Genomic DNA, 20,667 nt, shown 5'->3' on the forward strand with positions numbered 1-20,667 from the left:
AACCAAGGCAGGCAAACCAAAACAAAACAAGAACAACCAACCCCAAAAAACCAGGGCCAGCCATCCCACTATGGCATAAAAAACATGACACACTATCGAGTTCTCAAACAACACACCCACCGGAATTTCACTTTCCACATTTCGTGGACCGCTTCTTTCCGGAAGCGCCCGATGAACTTTAGTGAGTCTTTTTTTTGAAGTCAAACCGGATTCTCGTGATCCCGATCTCTTCAATGACTCTCTTCAGTTCTCGGCTCCCGAAGGCCTCGGAGATCTCTCCGCCGCCGTTCGGGCCGCAGAGAACAATACGCAGCCTTTATCCGGCGGTCAAATGATGAGGCGGTGACCCTGCGCACAGCGCACGGTCACCGCCTCGTCATGGCAGCTCTCAGGCCTGGGGCGTCTCCTGACACGCCACTGCCAGGTTACGGCGGCCCTTACGCACCAGCACTACTCCCCCGGCCAGAAGGTCGTCCTTGGTCACCACGCGGTCCTCATCCTCGACTTTGACGTTATTGAGGTAGGCACCGCCACCGGCGACCGTCTTGCGTGCCGCGCTGCGTCCCTTCTCCAGGCCCGCCGCCACCAGCAGGTCAACGATGGTTGAGCGCCCGACCTCCAGCTGCGCCGTCGGCAGGTCCGCCGTCGCCTGCAGCACCGTGGCCTCATCCAGATCGCTGAGCTCGCCGCGCCCCCACAGCGCCTGGGTGGCAGCCTCGGCGCTCTCCACTGCGGCCGCGCCATGGACCCAGGTGGTGACCTCACGGGCCAACACCTTCTGGGCCTCGCGGGCCTTGGGGTTGTCCTGGGTCGCCCGCTCCAGGCGCTCGATCTCCTCACGGTCCAGGAAGGTGAAGACCTTGAGGAAGCGCACGACGTCGACGTCGTCGACCCGCAGCCAGAACTGGTAGAAGGCGTAGGGGCTGAGCATCTGCGGGTTGAGCCAGATCGCCCCGCCCTCGGTCTTGCCGAACTTGGTGCCGTCCGCCTTCGTGATGAGCGGGTTGGTCATCACGTGCACGGACTCGCCCTCCACCTTGTGGATGAGGTCCATGCCGCCCACAAGGTTGCCCCACTGGTCGTTACCGCCCACCTCCAGGGTGCACCCGTAGCGGCGGAAGAGCTCCAGGTAGTCATTGGCCTGGAGGATCTGGTAGCTGAACTCCGTGAAGGAGATGCCCTCCTCGCTAGCCAGACGGCGCGCCACGATGTCCTTGGACAGCATTGTCCCCATGCGGAAGTGCTTGCCCAGGTCACGCAGGAAGTCGACCGCGGTCATCTGACCGGTCCAGTCCAGGTTGTTGACGATCCGGGCCGGGTTGTCTCCCTCGAAGTCAAGGAGGTTCTCCAGCTGCGCCTGCAGGCTCCTGGCCCACCCGGCCACGACGTCCTTCGTGTTCAGGCTGCGCTCGCCCTTCGCCCTCGGGTCACCGATGAGACCCGTTGCGCCGCCTACCAGGGCCAGCGGGTGGTGGCCGGCCATTTGGAGGTGCCGCATCACCTTGACGGCAACGAGGTGGCCGTGGTGCAGGCTCGGTGCCGTCGGGTCGAAACCGCAATAGAAGGTGACACTGCCCTCATTGAGCGCTGCTCGCAGCGCGTCGATGTCGGTGTGCTGGGCGATCAGGCCCCGCCACTGCAGCTCATCCAGGATGTCGGTCACGGTCGTGAGCCTTCCAGGTCTTGTTCAAACACGGTCCCGTCCCGGTCCGGGCGCGGGGCTGGGACCCACAGGCCTCAGCCCCGCTAGTCTGCCATGCCCGCTACCTTCCGGCCGCTCACGTCCGTCTCAGGAACGACGGCGAGGCCGCGCCGCCCGGTAGGGCGAGACGCTGGGCTCTGCCTCCAGCCAGAAGCGCCACGGGAAGCGCTGCGCGTCACCGCCCGGCCCACTCACGCCGGTGCGCGGCCCCTGACGCACGAGCGCGGGGTCGACCTGGCCAGGCCCTGGGAGCGCCAGACAGAGTCTGCTGCCCACCGGCCCGATACGAGCGCCGTCGTCCTGCCGTGACAGCCCCAGCGCCTGGGCGAGACGCGCCGGGCCACGTGCGAGGTCACGGTCCTGCCGAGCAGCAACACGCCGGGAGCGAGCCAGCTCCTGTCCCGCCACCACCTCGCCTGCTCGCAGCAGGACCGCCCGCGACAGGCCGGCAGGCCCGCACACAAGGTTGACGCAGTAGTGCATGCCGTAGGTGAAGTAGACGTAGACCGCACCGGCAGCCTCGAACATGGCTGCGTTGCGCGCCGTCTGACCGCGGTAGGCGTGGGAGCCGGGGTCTGTCTCACCCCGGTAGGCCTCGACCTCGGTGAGCCTGACCGAGACCTCACCCTCCTGCGAGCAGGAGGTCACCACTGCCCCCAGAAGCAGCGGCGCAACCTCCACACTGTCGCGCTCCAGCAGCCGCAGGACGGGAGCCGGTGTCTCCACGGCCCCGTCAGCCTCGCTCACGTCCTCAGGCCTCGTCGACCTCCGCCGTCTCCCACTGCCCGGATCCCAGCGGCCCCGAGGGCCCGTCCAGAAGGGATCCTTCCCAGGCGAAGACGCGCAGCTCAGCGCTGTGCTCGATAGCCCGGGCAAGCTGCTCGACCACTCGCACCGGGGCGGTCCCGCCGTGCCCGGACCGCGCCGCCACCGAGCCCTCGGCAGAGAGCACCTGACGCACTGCCGGCGTCAGACACTCGTCGATGCGGGCGAAGTCGTCGTCGGACAGGTCCCACAGCTCGATCCCACGCTTCTCGCACTCGCGCACGCAGGCGCCGGAGATCTCGTGGGCCTGACGGAAGGGCACGCCCTGCTTGACCAACCACTCGGCCACGTCCGTGGCCAGCGAGAATCCCTGGGGAGCCAACTCAGCCATCCGGTCGTAATGGAGGGTCATCGTCTCCACCATGCCGCTGACTGCCGGCAGCAGGATGGCCAGGGTGTCCACGGCGTCGAAGACAGGCTCCTTGTCCTCCTGGAGATCACGGTCGTAGGCCAGCGGCAGGGCCTTGAGGGTGGCCAGCAGCCCAGTCAGGTCCCCGATGAGGCGGCCAGCCTTGCCTCGGGCGAGCTCGGCCACGTCCGGGTTCTTCTTCTGCGGCATGATCGAGGAGCCGGTGGAGAAGGAGTCGTCCAGGGTGACGAAGCCGAACTCCTTGGTGTTCCAGATGATGATCTCCTCGCTCAGCCGCGAGACGTCCACGGCCGTCATCGCCAGGATGAAGGAGAGCTCGGCGACCACGTCACGAGCCGCCGTGCCGTCGATGGAATTCTCCGCCGAGGAGTCAAAGCCGAGGTCAGCCGCCACCGCATCGGGGTCCATGCCCAGGGTGTTGCCTGCCAGGGCGCCAGAGCCGTAGGGGCTCACCGCTGCGCGCACGTCCCAGTCCTCCAGGCGCTCGACGTCGCGCATGAGCGGCCAGGCGTGGGCCAGCAGCTGGTGGGCCACAAGAACCGGCTGAGCGTGCTGCATGTGAGTGCGCCCCGGCATGATGGCCTCGCCGGCGCGAGACGCCTGGTTGACCAGGGCGTCGACGACGTCGAGCACGAGGCCAGCCACGTGCCGGGCCTGGTCACGCAGGTACATGCGGATGAGGGTGGCGATCTGGTCGTTGCGTGAGCGGCCGGCGCGCAGGCGGCCGCCGAGGTCCTGGCCCGCGCGCTCCATGAGACCGCGCTCCAGGGCGGTGTGGACGTCCTCGTCCTCAGGAGCGGGGGCGAAGGTACCGGCGACGACGTCCTCCTCCAGCTGGTCCAGGGCGGCCAGCATGCCATCGAGCTGGGCCTCGTCCAGGAGCCCGGCGCTCGCCAGCGCACGGGCATGGGCGCGCGACCCGGCGATGTCGTAGCGGGCCAGCCGCCAGTCGAAGTGGGTGGAGACACTCAGCGCTGCCAGGGCCTGGGCCGGCCCGCCGGAGAAGCGCCCGCCCCACAGGCTGATGCCTGCCGGGCTCGTGGAGGATGCGGCCGGTGCCGCGGGACCAGGCGTCGTCTGACTCGTCATAGGCCCATTGTGGGCCATCGGTGCGGCTCAGGGCGACACTGCCCAGCCTCGGCACGCCCGCCGCTCGTTGGCGCGGATCGTACCCCGTGCCGCCAGTGGCACAATCGCGCCCCGTGACCGACGCGTTCCTTCCGACCGCGCAGTCCTGCCCGACGTTCCGCACGCCGGGCCCGTCCTTGTCCTTCCCTCGCTAGGAGACCCCATGAGCACGCAGACCCACCGGGCCTCTGGTGACCATCACGTCGAGATCTACGACAACCCTGCCGACTCCGTCGGCTCGTGGATGATCGCCATCCTCGTGACCGCGATCCCGGTCGTCGGGTTCATCTACCTCGTCGTCGTGGCATTCGGGGCCACCTCCTCGCCCTCACGCAGGAACTGGGCGCGTGCCACCTTCGCCTGGTACATCATCGGGGCCGTCGTTGCCGTAGTCCTCGGCCTGATCCTGGCGTCCACGGGTCTGCTCGCCGAGGCCCTGCGGTCCTGAGCGTGTGACGACGGCGGTCGGTCGCCTCCAGGTGAAGGTGACCGGCCGCCGTCGTCCTGCAGCCCAGACGGCTCGCGCGAACCGTCTGGGACGGGCCTCAGAAGCCCACGCCGTTGCCCAGGCGCACGTCACGCGCGGCCGCGAGCTTGGACTGCATGCCGTAGATCTCGATGAACCCGCGCGAGGAGGACTGGTCGAAGGTGTCGCCAGTCTCGTAGGTGGCCAGGTTGAAGTCGTACAGGCCGGTGTCGGTCTTGCGGCCGTTGACCACCGCACGGCCCCCGTGCAGCACCATGCGGATGTCTCCGGTGACGTACTTCTGCGTGTCCTCGATGAAGGCGTCCATGGACTTCTTCAGCGGCGAGTACCACTGGGCCTCGTAGACGAGCTCGCCCCAGGCCTGCTCCATCTGCTTCTTGTACCGACGCTGCATGCGCTCCAGGGTCACCGACTCCAGCGCCTGGTGGGCCTCGATCAGGGCGACCGCACCGGGGGCCTCGTAGATCTCACGGGACTTGATGCCAACCAGGCGGTCCTCCACCATGTCGATCCGCCCCACGCCCTGCGCGCCGGCACGGCGGTTGAGCTCCTGGATCGCCTGGAGCGGGGTGACGGGCTGACCGTCAATAGCGGTGGGAATGCCCTGCTCGAAGTGGACGACGACCTCGTCAGGCAGCGGCGGGTAGGTCGGGTCGTCGGTGTAGACGTAGACGTCCTTGGTCGGGGCGTTCCACAGGTCCTCCAGGAACCCGGTCTCGATGGCACGGCCCCACACGTTCTGGTCGATGGAGAAGGGGTTGTGCTTCGTGGTCTCGATCGGCAGGTTGTGCTTCTCGGCGTACTCGATCGCCACGTCACGGGTCAGGGCGAGGTCACGCACCGGGGAGATGCAGTCCATGTCCGGGGCCATCGAGGTGATCGCCACCTCGAAACGGACCTGGTCATTGCCCTTGCCCGTGCACCCGTGGGCAACGGTGGAGGCACCGAACTGGCGAGCCGCCTTGACCAGGTGCTTGGCGATAACCGGACGCGAGATCGCCGAGACCAGCGGGTACTTGCCCTCGTACAGCGCGTTGGCCTTGAGCGCGGGCATGCAGTACTCGTTGGCGAACTCGTCACAGGCGTCAGCCACGTAGGCCTCCACCGCACCGCAGTCCAGGGCACGCTGACGAATGACCTCCAGGTCCTCCCCGCCCTGACCGACGTCGACCGCCACCGTGATGACCTCACGGCCTGTCTGCTCGCCGATCCAGCCGATGGCGACGGAAGTGTCCAGCCCGCCGGAGTAGGCCAGGACCACGCGGTCCTTGGATGCGCTCATATGTGTTTCCTTCATCGTGTTTGGTGCCACAGGAGGGCCCTGGGCACAGGTGGTCGTGGGTGGTGAGAGGTCCTAGGCCCGCGAGGCGGGATCAGCCAGTGAGAGCAGGTGGGTCCCCACCTGGCTGGCGACGTCCTGGCTGCGGGTGACGACCAAGACGGTGTCGTCTCCGGCGATGCACCCCAGGACCCCAGGAAGCATGGCGTCGTCAACGGCGGAGGCCAGCAGCTGCGCGGCCCCGGCCGGCGTGCGCAGCACGAGCTGCTGCCCCGCCCACTCGGCGGTGACCAGCAGGTCAGCGCACCAGCGTGCCAGGCGCGAGGTCGTGTGGTCGGCCAGGGCGCCGTCGGCCGAGGCTGGCGTGAGCCCGCCCTGGACCTGCCCGGGTGCTCCGGCCTCCGGGATGGCGTAGACCTGGGAGCCTCCGGCACTGCGGACCTTGGTGGCCCGCAGCTCAACCAGGTCGCGCGAGAGCGTGGCCTGAGTAGTGCTCACGCCGCGCTCGGCCAGTACCTGGCGCAGCTCGGCCTGGGACCGGATGCGTTCCTTGGCGAGCACCTGGGTGATCAGGGCGTGGCGCGCAGCCTTGGTCTGCGGGGCCGAGGACTGGACGGAGGTATCGGGACTGGACGCGCTCATGCAGCACCTGCCTGGGTCAGACGGCTGGCAAGGATCCGCCCGAGCTGCGCGGTGAAGGCCCCAGCCTGCTCATCGCTCAGGACAAAGGGCGGCGCCAACCGCAGGGTGTGTGGACGAGGGGCGTTGACGATGAACCCAGCCTCAAGGAGCTCAGCCGCCACCTCGCTGGCGGGGCCCACCTCCTCAGCCAGGCCGACACCACGCAGCAGGCCGCGGCCACGTACCTGGGTCACGCCCTCGAGCGCGGACAGCTGCCCCGCCCACTGCTCCCCCAGCTCACGCACCCGCTCCAGCAGACCCTGGGAGCGGATGGTGTCGATAACGGCCAGCGCGGCGGCGCAGGCCACCGGGTTGCCCCCGAAGGTCGTGCCGTGCTGCCCAGGCTGGAGGAGGCTGGCCGCCGCCCCGCTCGCCACGACGGCACCGATCGGAATGCCTCCGCCCAGGCCCTTGGCCAGGGTGACGACGTCAGGCACGACGCCGGGAGCCAGGAGGTGGTGGGCCATCCAGGCGCCGCAGCGCCCCATCCCGGTCTGAACCTCGTCAATGATGAGCAAGGCACCTGCGGCGCGGGTGAGCTCACGCGCCTGGGCGATATGGCCCTCGGGCAGCTCGCGCACCCCTGCCTCGCCCTGGATGGGCTCGATGATGAGCGCAGCGACGTCCGGTCCCATCGCCGCCGCCAGCGCCTGTACGTCGCCGGCAGGGACGAACTCGACCCCACCGGGCAACGGCTCAAAGGGCTCGCGGTAGGCGGCCTTGTGGGTCAGTGCCAGCGCCCCCATGGTGCGGCCGTGGAAGGCCTGCTCCAGCGCCAGCACGCGTGGGCGGGCCGTCCCGCCGTGGCGGCGGGCGATCTTGAAGGCAGCCTCGTTCGCCTCCGTACCCGAGTTCGCCAGGAAGACACGTGTCTCCTGCGGCGCGCAGGAGGGGAAGACGATCCCTGCCAGCTCCTCGGCCAGGCGGATCTGCGCGGGCGAGGTGAAGATGTTGGACACGTGCCCAAGGGTGGACAGCTGCTCGGTGACGGCTGCCACGACGGCTGGGTGGGCGTGCCCCAGGCAGTTGACGGCAATACCTGCCAGCAGGTCGGTGTAGGTCCGGCCGTCAGCGTCCGTGACCTCGGTGCCGGCGCCACGGACGAGCACGCGCTGGGGCGTGCCGAAGGTGTTCATCACCGCACCGGTGTAGCGCTGGGTCCAGTCCTGCTGGCTGCCAGCAACGTGCTGAGCCTGGCTCATAAGGACATCCCTCCCTTGGTCCGTGAGACGGCGGAGTGCTCGGGGTAGACGACGGTGCCCACGCCGTCGTCGGTGACGATCTCCAGCAGCATCGAGTGCGGCTCGCGCCCGTCGACCACGTGTGCCTGGCCCACGCCCCCGCGCACGGCTCGCAGGCAGGCCTCCATCTTGGGGATCATCCCCGACTCCAGCTCGGGCAGGAGCGCCTCCAGGGCGTCGACCCCGATCCGCGAGACCAGCGAGGAGCGGTCCGGCCAGGCGGAGTACAGGCCCTCGACGTCAGTGAGCATGATGAGCTTCTGGGCTCCCAGGGCGATAGCGATGGCCGCCGCCGCGGTATCAGCGTTGACGTTGAGGACGGTGGTCGGGTCGGTGACCAGCGGCGCGACCGAGGAGATGACCGGGATACGTCCCTGGTCAAGCAGCTCAGTCACCGGGCCGGGGTCGACCTCGACGACGTCGCCCACCAGGCCGACGTCCACGCTCTCACCGTCCACGGTGGCCAGGCGCTGGCGCGCCCGCAGCAGGCCGCCGTCCTCCCCGGAGATGCCGACGGCGTCAGAGTCGACCTCGTTGAGCAGGGAGACCAGCTCACGCTGGACCGAGCCGGTGAGCACCATGCGCACCACGTCCATGACCTCAGGGGTGGTCACGCGCAAGCCGCCGCGGAACTCGGACTCAATGCCCAGGCGCTGGAGCATGGCGTTGATCTGGGGACCTCCACCGTGGACGACGACGGGGCGCAGGCCTACCTGGTGCAGGAAGAGGATGTCCTGGGCGAAGGCTCGCTTGAGGGAGTCATCTACCATGGCGTTGCCGCCGTACTTGACGACGATCGTTGCCCCGCGGTAGGCGCGTAGCCAGGGCATGGCCTCCAGCAGGACCGAAGCCTTGTGGGTGGGGGTCAGGGCCTCCAGGGTGCTGACAGGCTCGGTGGATGTGGTGGGGGCCGCAGAGGTGGTCGAGGAAGTCATGTCGTGTAGTCCGCATTGATGGTGACGTATCCGTGGGTGAGGTCGTTGGTCCACACCGTGGCCTGGGCCTCACCGGCGTGCAGGGCGATGTCGATGCGGGTCTCGCGCGAGGTCATATCCACTAGTGACCGGTCCTCGCCCAGACCGCCGTGGCGGAAGATCGTCACCCCGTTGATCGTGACGTCGACCTCGTTCGGGTTGAAGGGGCACAGCCGCTCGGGCACGGTGCCCAGCTGGGACAGTACGCGGCCCCAGTTGGGGTCCTCGCCGGCGACGGCGCATTTGAGCAGGTTCGAGGCGCTGACCGTGCGTGCCGCCAGCTCAGCCGCCTCCTCGCTCACCGCACCGGTGACGGTGATGGCGATGTCATGGGTGGCACCCTCAGCGTCCGCCACGAGGCGCCGGCCGAGCCTACCCAGTACCTCGGCGACGGCCGCGTCCAGCTCGCCCTGACTGGGCGTCACGCCTGAGGCACCGGAAGCGAGCAGGACGACGGTGTCATTGGTGGACATGCACCCGTCGGAGTTGATCCGGTTGACCGTGCGGGCCGCTGCCTGGGACAGGGCGCGCTGGGCGGCGGCGGTCTCGACGACGGCGTCCGTGGTCAGCACGCACAGCATGGTGGCCATCCCCGGGGCGAGCATGCCCACGCCCTTGATCATGCCGCCGACCGTCCAGGTTGCCTTGCTGTCCTCGTGCGTGAGGGTCAGCGCGTCCTCCTTGGAGACGGTGTCCGTAGTCATGATCGCCGTGGCGGCATCGTGCCCGGCTGCGGGCGTGGCCGCCAGCGCCCGCGCCGCGGCGCCGGCGCCCTCCAGCACACGCTCCATGTCCAGGGGCTCGCCGATGACGCCAGTGGAGCACACCAGCACGTCACAGGCCGTCACGGCCTGGCTGGAGCCCATCTGGGCCGTGGACAGCAGGTGCGCCACCTGGGCAGCGGTGGCAGCGGCGTCGTCAGCCCCACGGGTCCCGGTGCAGGCGTTGGCGCTGCCGGAGTTGAGGATGACGGCGCGCGCGTGCCCGTCCGCCACGGCCCGCCGGGACCATGTCACGGGGGCCGCGACCACCCGGTTGGTGGTGAAGACGCCGGCCGCCACGTCCAGCGGGCCGTCATTGACGACCAGGGCGAGGTCCGGCTTGCCGGAGGCCTTGAGCCCAGCGCGTACGCCAGCGGCTCGGAATCCCTTGGCTGCGGTCACGCTCACGGTGCCACTCCTTCCGTCACCACACCGGTGGTCTCGTCCAACCCCAGTGCCAGGTTGAGGGACTGCACGGCGGCGCTCGCCGTGCCCTTGCCGAGGTTGTCGATCGCGCACATCATGACCGCTACCCCGGCACCGCGGTCATAGGCGACCTGGACCGTGGCCAGCCCCGATCCGGCCACGGCGCCGGTGGTCGGCCAGGTGCCCTCAGGCAGCAGGTCGATGAGGGCCTCTCCCTGTCCGGCAGCCCCGTAAGCGTGGGCCCAGGCCGATCGCAGGACCTCGTCCGGGTGCTCGCAGTGGAGGACCGAGTCGGTCACCGGAGCCGTCACGGTCGCCAGGATCCCACGGCTCATCGACACCAGGACCGGGGTGAAGGACAACCGGGTCGATCCCGGCGCCGCCCCGGCGACCTCCAGGTTCTGGACGATCTCAGGGATGTGGCGGTGGGTGCCGCCGACGGCGTAGGGCTGGGCCGAGCCCAGGGCCTCGGCCGCGCTCAGATGCGGCTTGAGGGACTTGCCAGCCCCGGAGTAGCCCACAGCCAGGACGGCGGTGACCTGGGAGGTGTCAATAAGCTCTGCTACCACGCCAGGCTGGGCCGCCAGGGTGACAGCCGTGACGTTGCAGCCAGGAACCGCCACCCGCGAGGTCGAGGCCAGCTCAGCGCGCTGGGCCCTGGCCTGGCTCTCGCCGGTGTGCAGGAGCTCGGGCATGCCGTAGGTCCAGGCTCCGGCGTACTCAGTGCCGTAGAAGGCCTGCCAGGCCGCAGCGTCAGTCAGTCGGTGATCCGCGCCGCAGTCGATGAGGAGGGTAGGGCTGCCACGCTCAGCATCGAGAGCCTCGATCTGGGCAGTCAGGGCTCCCGAGGCTCCGTGAGGCAGGGCAAGGAAGACGACGTCGTGCTCAGCCAGCCGCTCGGCCTGCGTGGGCTCAACCACTCGCTGTGCCAGCGAGCGGAGATGGGGGTGGTGCTGCCCCAGGAGCGTGCCGGCCGAGCTTGCGGCCGTCAGGGCACCGATCTCAATATCGGGGTGGGCGGCCAGGAGGCGAAGAACCTCTCCGCCGGCGTATCCCGTCGCACCGGCGACGGCTGCTGTCCAGGTCATACAGAAACCATACGCCCGACTGCATACAAATACGAAAGCGACGGGGTGGGACCCCCGTCGCCTTCCTCACACCTGAGCTGGCGTCAGTCTCGGCAGGACTACTCCTGGCCCGACGTCAAGCTGGCCGCGATCGTGCCAGCCCACTGGCGCGCCGCGTCAAAGTCCCGGTAGTCGCCCTCGGCGGCCCCGCCCAGGCGAGCGATGGTCCGCTCACGCAGGGAGAGCTGAGTCGGGTCAAAACGCCCAGCGAAGGTCTTGTGGTCCTCCGGGTCAAGAGCCAGCAGCACCGGCCCGATCCTGTGAGGGTCGGAGATAGCACCCTTAGGCAGGCCAGACAGGCCGACGGAGAAGGCCCACACCGGGTGCCCCTCCAGCTCCTCGCGGAAGCGCTTGGTGAAGTCCACGGCCTCAGGCGTCCAGTGGGTCATGTAGACAGCGCTGCCCAGGATGAAGGCGTCATAGCCCGACACGTCCGTGACGTCCTCAGGCTTGGCGACGTCCACCGTGAGGTCAGCCTCGCGCAGACGCTCAGCGATGACCTCGGCCACGCTCTCGGTGGCGCCGTGACGGGAAGAGCAGGTCAAGAGGATCTTCATACCTCCAGTATGGCGGAATCGGCCCGTTCAGGAGGTGTCGAGAAGTCCCAAAGACTGAGCCGTGAGCACTTGCACACCGGCCCGCCGTACCTGGCCAGGCACGGCGGGCCGGTTGGCCTGCGATCAGATTGCTCAGGCGGAACGCAGCTGCGCCCCCAAACGCTTGGCTGCGCGCTTGACCACGCGCTTGCGCACGCTGGCAGTCTCCTCAGCGGTCAGGGTGTGGTCACCGCGAAGGCGCAGGGAGAAGGCCAGTGACTTGCGCCCGGCCCCCAGCTGCTCACCGCGGAAGACGTCGAACAGACGCACCTCCTCAGCCAGCTCGCCGGCGGCCTCGCGGATCACCGCCTCGACCTCCCCGGAGGTGACAGCCTCATCGACGACCAGGGCGATGTCCTCCTTGGCAGCCGGGAAGGTGGAGACGGCCTTGACCTGCAGGACGCCAGCGGCCTCGGCGGCCTCCAGTAGCGGCTCCAGGTCGATCTCGACGGCGCAAGCGCGCGCGGGCAGGCCCAGCTCCTTGGCCGTGCGCGGGTGCAGCTCACCAGCGTGGGCCACGACGGCGCCAGGCACGAGCTCCTTGCCCTTGCGGGTCGAGGCCAGACGGATCTGCGCGGTGCGCCCCGGGTGCCAGGGCGCGTAGGGCTGGTCCGGCGCCGCGACCTCGACCGCCACGCCCAACGTCGCCGCCACGGTCCGCACGACCTCGACGGCGTCGGCCCAGTCCCAGGCGCGCGCCGTCCCCAGGACCCCGGCCCGCTCACGCTCACCGGCCAGCACCGCGCCCACGTGGGTGGGCTGGTAGGGGATACCGGCCTCCAGGGCGGCCAGCTCGTCGTCGGTAGGACGGCGGTCCACGCCCACGATCGGCGCAGGCACCGTGCCTGCCGGCAGCGTGACGGTGCCGACCTCGTAGACGGCGACGTCGCCAAGCCCGCGAGACACGTTGCGCCGGGCCACGTCAACCAGGGAGTCGAGCACGCTGGTACGCATGAGCGGGGCGTCCTCGGCCAGCGGGTTGGCCAGGCGCATCGCCTGGCGACGCGGGTCGTCACCCGCGATGCCCAGGCGGTCGTGGACGTCCCCGATGAAGGGATAGGACAGCACCTGGGTGAGCCCCGCGTCCGCCAGCGCGGCCACCACCTGGCGCCGGGCGCGCTGACGCGGCGTCAGTCCGGTGCCGGCAGGGGCCGTGGGCACGATGACGGGGATGTTGTCATAGCCGTCCAGGCGGGCGACCTCCTCGGCGAAGTGCGCCGCTCCCACGAGGTCCGGGCGCCAGGTCGGGGGCGTGACGGCGAGCAGCTCGTGACCGGCCTCGTCCGCCCCGGCAGCCTTCACCGTGCAGCCGATCATCGTCAGCAGCTCGCTGACCCTCTCGGTACCGTAGGCGACCCCGGTCAGGCGCTGCGCGGCGTCGGAGCGGATGAGGATCGGGGCGGGAGCCACCGTGCGGTCCACGTCCGTGGACACCGGGTCCGCGGTACCGCCGCCGTACTCCACCAGCAGGTCCACGGCCCGCTGCGCCGCCACGGGGGCCAGCGCCGTGTCCACGCCACGCTCGTTGCGCTTGGAGGACTCGGTAGGCAGCTTGTGCCGACGTGCCGAGCGGGCGATCGAGACGGCGTCGAAGTGGGCGGCCTCGATGAGCACGTCAGTCGTCGTGGCGTCCACCTCCGCCGCGGCGCCGCCGAAGACACCGGCCAGTACCAGGGGACGGGAGCCCAGACCCTGCGGGGAGTCAGCGATGACGAGGTCCTCGGGGTCGAGCTCGCGGGTGACCTCATCCAGGAAGGTCAGGCTCTCCCCCTCCTCGGCGCGGCGCACGACGATGGGCGCGTGCACCTTGGCCAGGTCAAAGGCGTGCAACGGCTGGCCCAGGTCCAGCATGACGTAGTTGGTCACGTCCACGGCCAGGCTGATCGGGCGCATCCCGGCGGCGGTCAGGCGTTCACGCATCCACGCCGGGCTCGGGGCAGCCGGGTCGATCCCGCGCACCACGCGGGCCACGTAGCGGTCGGCCCCGGGGCGTCCGTGGATCGGGCGGGGGTCGGCAGGAATCTCGACGGCGAAGCCGCCCTCCCCCGTCTGCGCCACGCCGTGGGGGTAGAGGCCCGGGTTGGTCCCGTCCGCGGGGTCCGTGAAGACGGCGCCGGTGGAGTGGGAGTACTCGCGAGCCACCCCGCGCATGGAGAAGCAGTACCCCCGGTCCGGGGTGATGTTGATCTCCAGGACCTCCTCGCCCAGGCCGAGCAGCGGGATCGCGTCCGTTCCTGGCTCCGGCAGCTCCTCGCCGTCGTGCCCGTGGGCGGCCAGCCACTGGTCGAGCACGATGATGCCCGAGTGGTCCTCGCCGATGCCCAGCTCGCGGGCCGAGCAGATCATGCCGTCCGAGGTGTGGCCGTAGGTCTTGCGTGCAGCGATGGCGAAGTCACCAGGCAGGACAGCGCCGGGCAGGGAGACGACGACGCTGTCCCCCACCTCGAAGTTGTGTGCCCCGCACACGATGCCGCGGCTGGGTAGCTCCGAGGGCTCCTTGCCCGTGCCGGGAGCGTCATTGTGCTGCGGGCCCACGTCCACGCGGCAGTAGTTGATGACCTTGCCGTTGGACTGCTCCTTGGCCTCACGGGTGAGGACCTTGCCGACCACGAGGGGGCCGGTGACTGAGGGGGGAACGGTGCGCTCCTCCTCCAGGCCCACCTTGACCAGGTCAGCCGCCAGCTGGGCCGCAGTGGTGCCGGAAGGAACGTCCGCGTGCTCGCGAAGCCACTCGATCGGGACGTAGGGCATGTCAGTTCCCCTTTCCGGTGGTACCGAACTGCTGGGAGAAACGGATGTCTCCCTCGACGATGTCATGCATGTCTGCGATGCCGTGACGCAGCATGAGCGTGCGCTCCAGCCCCATGCCGAAGGCGAAGCCCGTGTAGACCTCAGGGTCGATGCCGCAGGCAATGAGCACGTTGGGGTTGACCATGCCGCAGCCTCCCCACTCGATCCAGCCCGGCCCGCCCTTCTTCTGGGGGAACCACAGGTCCATCTCGGCACTGGGCTCGGTGAAGGGGAAGAAGGAGGGGCGCAGGCGGGTACGCGCCTCGGGGCCGAACATGGCGCGGGCGAAGTGGTCCAGCGTGCCCTTCAGGTGCGCCATGGTCAGTCCCTTGTCCACCGCCAGGCCCTCGACCTGGTGGAAGACCGGGGTGTGAGTGGCGTCCAGCTCGTCAGAGCGGAAGACCTTGCCCGGACAGGCCACGTACAGCGGGGGCTCTTGAGCGAGCATGACGTGGGCCTGGACCGGGGAGGTGTGGGTGCGCAGGACCAGGTTGGCCTTCTGTCCCTCGCCGGCTCCTACCGAGGGGCCGTCGACGTAGAAGGTGTCCTGCATCTGACGGGCCGGGTGGTCGGCGTCGAAGTTGAGGGCGTCAAAGTCGAACCACTCGTGCTCCGTCTCCGGGCCCTCCGCGATGGACCAGCCCATGGAGACGAAGAAGTCGGAGACCTCGTCCACGAGCACGTCCAAGGGGTGGCGGGCGCCGCGAGCCACGCGGTCCGTGGGGACGGTGACGTCCACGGCCTCGGTGGCCAGCATCTGCTCCTCAGCCTCGGCCTCCAGCACCTCCTGGCGCGCTGCCAGCGCTGCGTTCAGGCGTCCGCGCGCACCGCCCAGCAGCTTGCCCGCGGCCGGCTTGTCAGCCTTGTCCAGGGAGCCGATCGCGCGGTTGGTGCGGGCCAGCACGGAAGAGTCCCCTGTGTAGGTCAGACGCACCTCCTTCAGACCGGGGAGGTCCGCTGCGGCGGCGACCGCTGCCAGCCCTTCCTCCACGAGCGCGTTGATGCCTGCCTCGTCCAGGGGCGAGAGAGCCCCGGGTGCGTCAGTCATGGGGTGTGTGCCTTCCAGCCGTACATGGCCCCCTGGCCGGACGCACCCGGTCGGTGCTCTCCAGTCAGGGAGTGCTTCGTCTCCCAGGGTAGTCGTCACCCCTTGGCCTCCAAACTTGGCAGGCCACGGGGTGCGCCACATGGCGGCGGGCAGCCGCTGAGCGAACCTGATTCGCTAGTGCAGCACCCAGCGGAAGAAGGACTCGGCCAGCACCGGCTGATCAGCCTCCTGGTGGCCCCGCCCAGGACGAGCCGCCTGCGTGCCCGCCGCCAGCGCAGCCTCACGCAGGTAGCCCTCCATGGCGTCCAGGTCCCGGAACTGGCTGACGTGGCGGCGCACGGCAGCCACCTTGGCCTCCAGGTCCGTGGTCTGGACCTCCACCAGGTGGTTAGCCTCCTTGTGCCCCTGGAACCAGACCTCGTCCACCTCATGGGGCTCCAGCCCAGCGGCTGCCAGCTCCCGGTAGTCGAAGGGGTTGCCGCTGGCTGGGTAGGCCGCCTCGACGACGGCACGGCCCACCGCACGATGGTCCGGGTGGTTGGCCGCGACCGAGGCGAAGTTGTACTCCGGGGACATCGACAGCACCAGGGACGGACGCCAGCGACGGATCGCCGCCACGACCTGCCGTACCAGCCCGTGCCCCTCAGCCACGTGCCCGTCAGCGAAGCCGTCGAGGAAGACGACCTGGCTGACCCCCAGGCCCGCCGCTGCCGCCTGCTGCTCGGCCTGACGGACCTGGGACATGTTCTCCTGCCCCTCAGCCTCGTAGCCGCCGGCATCGCCAGAGGTCACCACGAGCAGGCAGACCTGCGCACCCTCCCGCACGAGGCGGTGGATCGTGGCGCCGGCACCGACGTCAGCATCGTCTGGGTGGGCATAGACGCCCAGGACCCGGTCGTGTCCCAGGGCCTCAGCCATTGATCGCGGCGTTGCCCGCGTCCTGCGCGGCCTTGACGCCCTCAGCCACGTCCACTCGGCCCAGGAAGACCTCCTTGAGGGACTCGCCCGTGGCCTCCATGCCGGCCTGGATCTTGGCGCCGAAGGGGCCGGGAAGGGCGGTGTCGTCGATCTCCATCATGGCCGAGACGTCCACGCCCGCGTCCTTCCAGTAGGCGCTCCAGGTGTCCTGGGCGCCGGTGTTGCCGGGCAGGCCAACGCCGGTCTTGCCCAGTGCCCCGGAGCCCTCGGCGCTGCCCAGCCAGGCCAGCAGCTTGGTGACCGCCTCGGCCTGCCTGGAGTCCGCGCTACCGGCAGCAGCCGTGTAGTTTGTCACCCCACCACGGCCCTGGGGGCCCTGCGGCAGCTTCACGATGCCCCACTCGAAGGAGGCCCCGTCCTTGATGTTGGCCAGGTTGTAGGCACCGGACTGGAACAGCGCCATCTTGCCCTGGATGAACTGATCGCGGGAGAAGTCGCCGTTGTCGTTGGTGTCAGCGGCCGAGGGGGCCACGTGCGAGGTGTTGATGAGGTCCACGAGGTAGCCAAAGGCCTGCACGCCTGCCTCGGAGGCGAAGGTGAACTGGCCGTCAGCGTCCTGGTAGGTCGCACCGTTGGCCCCGAGGTAGGGCAGGTAGATCGCCTGCAGGTCGAGAGCAGCGTTGTATCCGAACTGCACGATGTTCGAGGCGTCGAAGTCGGCGTCAGCCGGAGTCTTGCCCGCAGCGTCCAGGGTGAGCTTGGTGGCGATCTCGCGCAGCGTATCCGAGGACGCCGTGGGGTCCCAGGCCAGCGAGGCCAGGTCGTCAACGCTCACGCCAGCCGCGTCCAGCAGCGACTTGTTGTAGTAGACAGCGATGTTCGGGTCGGCCAGAGCCGGCACGCCCCAGGCGGTTCCCTGCGAGGAGTACTGGGCGACGGCGGCCTCAGACCATCCCGCACGCTCCGAGCTGGCGATGGCCTCGTCGATGTTGACCAGATTGCCGGCAGCGGCGTAGTCAACGAAGTTCGAGGAGTTGGTCCAGAACACGTCCGGGGCCGAGCCTGAGGCGATGTCATTACGCAGGTTGGTCCAGTAGTCAGCCCAGGCCACCTGCTCGATCTTGACCGAGATGCCGGTCTCAGCGGTGAAGTCCTTGAGAGCCTCCTCGTAGGCAGCAGCGGCCTGCTCGTCCCACAGACGGAAGGTGATCTCGCTGGCCGAGTCCGAACCCGATCCAGAGTCGGAGGAGGAACCCGAGCCACAGGCTGCCAGCATGCTCAGGCCGACAGCGGTGACAGCGCCCACGCCACCGACCTTGATGAGGTCACGGCGGGAGATCGCGGGAAGACGGGACATGGGATACCTCCAGGTGGTCGTGACCCGTCTGGACAGGGTGTCAGACGGATGTGCCGTGAACTGTAGCGCAGCCCACCCTGGCCGGCTCTCCCCCGTCTGCCTAACGATCCCCGGCTACTTCAGGCCGCTGAGCGTGATGGAGGCGACGATCTGCTTCTGGAAGATGACGAACAGGATGATGAGGGGAACCAAGGCGATCGTCGTGGCCGCCATGACGTAGGTCCAGTTCGCGTTGTACTGCGACTGCATGGCTGCGGTCGCCACCGTGATGACCTTGGGCTCCTGGCTGGCGATGATGCGTGGCCACATGAAGGAGTTCCACTGGCTGACCACCGTGATGAGCGTGAGGGTCGCCAGGATCGGACCGGACATCGGCAGGACGATCCGGGTGAGGATGCGCAGCTGCCCGGCGCCGTCGATCTTGGCCGCGTCGATGATCTCCTGCGGGATGGAGCGGAAGGACTCGCGCAGCAGGAAGACGGCGTAGGGCGAGGCGAACATGAAGGGGATGACGATGCCCCAAAAGGTGTTGTTCATCCCCGCCTTGGCCATCATGAGGTAGAGCGGGATGACCAGCACCGAGGCAGGAATCATCATGGTGGACAGGAACAGCCAGAAGACCAGGTCACGTCCGGGGAAGCTCAAACGAGCGAAGGCGTAGGCGGCCATCACCGAGGAAGTCACCTGTCCCACCACCATGACCAGGACCATGAGCACCGTGGTCCAGATGGCGCTGGCGAAGTCGATGCGCCCGGTCAGCACCGCCGAGAAGGACTCCAGGGTCCAGGGACCGGGCAGGGCCAGGGGCGAGTGCGAGGCGAAGTCCTTGGGGGACTTGAAGGCCGTGAGGAAGGAGAAGATGAAGGGCAGGACCATGACGGCGGCCGCAAGCGTCAGCCCCAGGTAGATCCCTGCGGTGCCCAGCGAGCCCGGCTGGTCGATCCGGCCACCGGCCCGGGTCCTCCTGCGCCCCAGGGAGCTGGAGCCGCCCCCGGACACGATGGCAGGCTCAGACATACTCATAGGTGGTCCTCGTGCGGAAGTAGAGGTTCTGGGCGACCGTGATCGCCAGGAGGATGAGCATCATGACCAGGGCCATGACCGAGGCCTTGCCCACGTCCCAGCTGACGAAGGCCTCCTCGTAGATCTCGTAGGCCAGGACCTTGGTGGCCCCCGCGGGCCCGCCGCCGGTCAGCGCGTACACGTGGTCAAAGATGTTGAAGGCCGCAATGACGCTGGTTACCGAGACGAAGAAGAAGGTGGGGCGCAGCAGGGGCACCTTGATACGCCAGAAGACCTGGCGCGCGCTGGCACCGTCCACGTAGGCGGCCTCGATGAGCTCACGTGGCACCGACAACAGCCCAGCGATGAAGAACAATGAGGTGTAGCCGACGTTGTTCCACAGCACCACGAAGGCCACGGCCGGCAGCGCCCAGGTAGGCGAGACCAGGATCTCCAGCCTCGTGCCGGCCACGGCACTGAGCAGGCCGCCGGTGGGAGCGAAGATCCACGACCACACCACCCCCAGCGCCAAGGGCGAGGAGATCCAGGGGATGACGATCAGCGTGCGGAAGAGCGTGGTACCACGCACGCCCTTGGTCAGCATGTTGGCCAGGAACAGACCCACCAGGATCTGGGCCGGCACCACCAAGGCCACCAGGGCCAGGGTCACCCGCAAGGAGCGTAGGAATGCGGCGTCGGTGAGGACCTGGCGGACCTGCTCCAGCCCGACGTAGCGTGGCGAGGCGATGAGGTCCCACTGGTGGACCGTGAGCCACACGATGACGCCGACTGGCACGACCATGAAGAGCACGACCCCCAGCACGGAGGGCGTGAGGAACAGGTAGCCGGTGACTGTCTCACGCAGGCGCCGGCCTAAGCCGCGCCGCCTCGTGCTCAGCGAGGGCGCCGGGCCGCTCACCGAGGCACCGGCCGCTGTCGGAAGGAGAGTCGTCATCGCAGCCCTCACCCCTGCACGCTGCTGACAGGCGCCGAAGATGACTGGGCTAGTACCCCGCGGCGCTGGACCCGGGCCGAGGCGTAGAAGCACACGGCCGCGGCGGTGGCGACGTTGAGGGACTCGGCCTGCCCGTACAGCGGGATCGAGACGACGGCGTCCGCCTGCGTCAGGCTTTCAGGTGACAGGCCGTGAGCCTCGTTACCCAGCCACCAGGCGGTGGGACGGGCCAGCAAGGTCTCAGACTCGAACAGGTTGAGCTCACCTCGGCCATCAGCAGCCAGGATCGCCAGGCCCGCACCGTGGACCGCCTGTGAGATCTCCTCCAGACCCAGCCCCCACAGCACCGGCAGGTGGAACAGGCTGCCAGCGGTGGAGCGCACCACCTTGGGGTTGGTGGGGTCCACGCTGCCCCGGGCCAGCACGACGGCGTCCGCACCGGCCGCGTCGGCGGCCCGGATGATCGTGCCGGCGTTGCCCGGGTCCTGGGCCTGGGTGAGCACGGCGACCAGCCGGGCAGAGTCCAGGACCTGCTTCAGCGCGGTCGCCTGGGGGGCTCGCGAACCACCGGCCGCCGAGGGACGGGCCACAGCCTGCGTGCGAACCACAGCGAGCAGACCCTGGGCGTCGGCACTCATGGCCGCCATGACCGCGGGGGTGACCAGGTGGGTGTACACGCCCGCGGCCCGGGCCTCGGAGAGGATCTCGGGATAACGCGCGCTGGCGTCCTGGGTGGCATAGAGATCGAGGATGTCACCGCAGGCGTGGTGGACCGCCTCGCGCACCCCTTGGGGCCCCTCAACCAGGAAGCGCTCGTACTTCGTGCGCGTGGAGCGCCGCGCCAGCGCGGCGACTCGGGACACGCGGGCCGAGGAGGGGTTGTCCAGCAGGTCTGGCTGTGGCGGCGCCACGCCGTCGGGACAGGCCATCGGGGTACCGGGGCGCCAGGTGCGTGTGTCTGCCCGCTTGCTCATGAAAGGGAGCTTACGCGAGACGGCGC

Annotated in this window: 19 protein-coding genes; 2 read left to right on the top strand and 17 right to left on the bottom strand. The window is 69.0% G+C overall.

Annotation, left to right across the window (positions count from 1 at the left end; all coding sequences use genetic code 11):
• Positions 1-182, top strand: a 182-nt coding sequence (locus CYJ26_RS10805) for a hypothetical protein (RefSeq protein ID WP_219619535.1), incomplete at its 5' end; no start/stop codon positions are given.
• A gap of 206 nt (positions 183-388) precedes the next feature.
• Here CYJ26_RS10805 and tyrS read toward each other — a convergent pair.
• The 3 genes from tyrS to argH form a co-directional block, all read right to left on the bottom strand.
• Positions 389-1,663, bottom strand: a complete 1,275-nt coding sequence (gene tyrS, locus CYJ26_RS04150) for a tyrosine--tRNA ligase (protein WP_034235592.1) — start codon at positions 1,661-1,663, stop codon at positions 389-391.
• A gap of 126 nt (positions 1,664-1,789) precedes the next feature.
• Entirely contained in the window at positions 1,790-2,449 is a 660-nt protein-coding gene (locus CYJ26_RS04155) for a DNA-3-methyladenine glycosylase (protein ID WP_006548832.1), read from the bottom strand.
• 4 nt (positions 2,450-2,453) lie between these two features.
• Complete coding sequence (gene argH, locus CYJ26_RS04160; protein ID WP_034235606.1) at positions 2,454-3,986, bottom strand: argininosuccinate lyase; 1,533 nt, start codon at positions 3,984-3,986, stop codon at positions 2,454-2,456.
• A gap of 202 nt (positions 3,987-4,188) precedes the next feature.
• On the opposite strand from argH, the gene CYJ26_RS04165 reads away from it, so the two are divergent.
• A complete protein-coding gene (locus CYJ26_RS04165; RefSeq protein WP_006548830.1) occupies positions 4,189-4,473 on the top strand; it encodes a hypothetical protein in 285 nt (94 codons plus the stop codon).
• Positions 4,474-4,570: 97 nt separating this feature from the next.
• Here the strand turns inward: CYJ26_RS04165 and CYJ26_RS04170 are convergent, their stop codons facing one another.
• From CYJ26_RS04170 to CYJ26_RS04235, 14 genes are all read right to left on the bottom strand, one after another.
• Positions 4,571-5,794, bottom strand: a complete 1,224-nt coding sequence (locus tag CYJ26_RS04170) for an argininosuccinate synthase (RefSeq protein WP_034235607.1) — start codon at positions 5,792-5,794, stop codon at positions 4,571-4,573.
• Positions 5,795-5,866: 72 nt separating this feature from the next.
• Positions 5,867-6,433, bottom strand: a complete 567-nt coding sequence (locus CYJ26_RS04175) for an arginine repressor (RefSeq protein ID WP_006548828.1) — start codon at positions 6,431-6,433, stop codon at positions 5,867-5,869.
• On the bottom strand, positions 6,430-7,674 hold the full coding sequence (locus CYJ26_RS04180) for an acetylornithine transaminase (RefSeq protein ID WP_101638011.1): 1,245 nt from the start codon (positions 7,672-7,674) through the stop codon (positions 6,430-6,432). Before CYJ26_RS04180 ends, CYJ26_RS04175 begins: the two co-directional genes overlap by 4 nt.
• Positions 7,671-8,543 carry an acetylglutamate kinase gene (argB, locus tag CYJ26_RS04185; protein WP_180950851.1) on the bottom strand — a complete coding sequence of 291 codons (873 nt, stop codon included), beginning with the start codon at positions 8,541-8,543 and terminating at the stop codon, positions 7,671-7,673. Before argB ends, CYJ26_RS04180 begins: the two co-directional genes overlap by 4 nt.
• A gap of 101 nt (positions 8,544-8,644) precedes the next feature.
• Positions 8,645-9,856: a bifunctional glutamate N-acetyltransferase/amino-acid acetyltransferase ArgJ gene (gene argJ, locus CYJ26_RS04190; protein WP_101638012.1), complete on the bottom strand. Its 1,212-nt coding sequence runs from the start codon at positions 9,854-9,856 to the stop codon at positions 8,645-8,647.
• Positions 9,853-10,962 carry an N-acetyl-gamma-glutamyl-phosphate reductase gene (gene argC / locus CYJ26_RS04195; protein WP_048684327.1) on the bottom strand — a complete coding sequence of 370 codons (1,110 nt, stop codon included), beginning with the start codon at positions 10,960-10,962 and terminating at the stop codon, positions 9,853-9,855. Before argC ends, argJ begins: the two co-directional genes overlap by 4 nt.
• Positions 10,963-11,060: 98 nt before the next feature.
• Complete coding sequence (locus CYJ26_RS04200; RefSeq protein WP_101638013.1) at positions 11,061-11,558, bottom strand: flavodoxin domain-containing protein; 498 nt, start codon at positions 11,556-11,558, stop codon at positions 11,061-11,063.
• Between the two features lie 132 nt (positions 11,559-11,690).
• Positions 11,691-14,348 (bottom strand): phenylalanine--tRNA ligase subunit beta, encoded by a 2,658-nt coding sequence (gene pheT, locus CYJ26_RS04205; protein WP_101638014.1) that lies wholly within the window; start codon positions 14,346-14,348, stop codon positions 11,691-11,693.
• Position 14,349: 1 nt separating this feature from the next.
• Positions 14,350-15,435 carry a phenylalanine--tRNA ligase subunit alpha gene (gene pheS, locus CYJ26_RS04210; RefSeq protein WP_006548820.1) on the bottom strand — a complete coding sequence of 362 codons (1,086 nt, stop codon included), beginning with the start codon at positions 15,433-15,435 and terminating at the stop codon, positions 14,350-14,352.
• Positions 15,436-15,609: 174 nt separating this feature from the next.
• Positions 15,610-16,353, bottom strand: coding sequence for a PIG-L deacetylase family protein (locus CYJ26_RS04215; protein WP_006548819.1), 744 nt, complete (start codon positions 16,351-16,353; stop codon positions 15,610-15,612).
• The gene (locus CYJ26_RS04220; protein ID WP_180950846.1) at positions 16,346-17,710 is read right to left on the bottom strand and encodes an ABC transporter substrate-binding protein; all 1,365 of its coding nucleotides are present in this window, start codon (positions 17,708-17,710) and stop codon (positions 16,346-16,348) included. The genes CYJ26_RS04215 and CYJ26_RS04220 overlap by 8 nt, the downstream gene beginning before the upstream one ends.
• Positions 17,711-17,824: 114 nt before the next feature.
• The gene (locus CYJ26_RS04225; protein WP_024034431.1) at positions 17,825-18,733 is read right to left on the bottom strand and encodes a carbohydrate ABC transporter permease; all 909 of its coding nucleotides are present in this window, start codon (positions 18,731-18,733) and stop codon (positions 17,825-17,827) included.
• Positions 18,720-19,667, bottom strand: coding sequence for a carbohydrate ABC transporter permease (locus CYJ26_RS04230; protein ID WP_006548816.1), 948 nt, complete (start codon positions 19,665-19,667; stop codon positions 18,720-18,722). The genes CYJ26_RS04225 and CYJ26_RS04230 overlap by 14 nt, the downstream gene beginning before the upstream one ends.
• A gap of 8 nt (positions 19,668-19,675) precedes the next feature.
• Positions 19,676-20,596, bottom strand: a complete 921-nt coding sequence (locus tag CYJ26_RS04235) for a TrmH family RNA methyltransferase (RefSeq protein WP_101638067.1) — start codon at positions 20,594-20,596, stop codon at positions 19,676-19,678.
• Positions 20,597-20,667 lie beyond the last annotated feature (71 nt).

Origin of the sequence: Actinomyces urogenitalis, assembly GCF_002861525.1 — a bacterium.
Taxonomy (GTDB): domain Bacteria; phylum Actinomycetota; class Actinomycetes; order Actinomycetales; family Actinomycetaceae; genus Actinomyces; species Actinomyces urogenitalis.

What these genes read in the sequence shown, in the direction of transcription:
- argH (WP_034235606.1), bottom strand. Translation starts at nt 3,986, where the DNA reads ATGACGAGTCAGACGACGCCTGGTCCCGCGGCACCGGCCGCATCCTCC.
- CYJ26_RS04165 (WP_006548830.1), top strand. Translation starts at nt 4,189, where the DNA reads ATGAGCACGCAGACCCACCGGGCCTCTGGTGACCATCACGTCGAGATC.
- CYJ26_RS04170 (WP_034235607.1), bottom strand. Translation starts at nt 5,794, where the DNA reads ATGAGCGCATCCAAGGACCGCGTGGTCCTGGCCTACTCCGGCGGGCTG.
- CYJ26_RS04175 (WP_006548828.1), bottom strand. Translation starts at nt 6,433, where the DNA reads ATGAGCGCGTCCAGTCCCGATACCTCCGTCCAGTCCTCGGCCCCGCAG.
- CYJ26_RS04180 (WP_101638011.1), bottom strand. Translation starts at nt 7,674, where the DNA reads ATGAGCCAGGCTCAGCACGTTGCTGGCAGCCAGCAGGACTGGACCCAG.
- argB (WP_180950851.1), bottom strand. Translation starts at nt 8,543, where the DNA reads ATGCCCTGGCTACGCGCCTACCGCGGGGCAACGATCGTCGTCAAGTAC.
- argC (WP_048684327.1), bottom strand. Translation starts at nt 10,962, where the DNA reads ATGACCTGGACAGCAGCCGTCGCCGGTGCGACGGGATACGCCGGCGGA.
- CYJ26_RS04200 (WP_101638013.1), bottom strand. Translation starts at nt 11,558, where the DNA reads ATGAAGATCCTCTTGACCTGCTCTTCCCGTCACGGCGCCACCGAGAGC.
- pheT (WP_101638014.1), bottom strand. Translation starts at nt 14,348, where the DNA reads ATGCCCTACGTCCCGATCGAGTGGCTTCGCGAGCACGCGGACGTTCCT.
- pheS (WP_006548820.1), bottom strand. Translation starts at nt 15,435, where the DNA reads ATGACTGACGCACCCGGGGCTCTCTCGCCCCTGGACGAGGCAGGCATC.
- CYJ26_RS04215 (WP_006548819.1), bottom strand. Translation starts at nt 16,353, where the DNA reads ATGGCTGAGGCCCTGGGACACGACCGGGTCCTGGGCGTCTATGCCCAC.
- CYJ26_RS04220 (WP_180950846.1), bottom strand. Translation starts at nt 17,710, where the DNA reads ATGTCCCGTCTTCCCGCGATCTCCCGCCGTGACCTCATCAAGGTCGGT.
- CYJ26_RS04225 (WP_024034431.1), bottom strand. Translation starts at nt 18,733, where the DNA reads ATGAGTATGTCTGAGCCTGCCATCGTGTCCGGGGGCGGCTCCAGCTCC.
- CYJ26_RS04230 (WP_006548816.1), bottom strand. Translation starts at nt 19,667, where the DNA reads ATGACGACTCTCCTTCCGACAGCGGCCGGTGCCTCGGTGAGCGGCCCG.
- CYJ26_RS04235 (WP_101638067.1), bottom strand. Translation starts at nt 20,596, where the DNA reads ATGGCCTGTCCCGACGGCGTGGCGCCGCCACAGCCAGACCTGCTGGAC.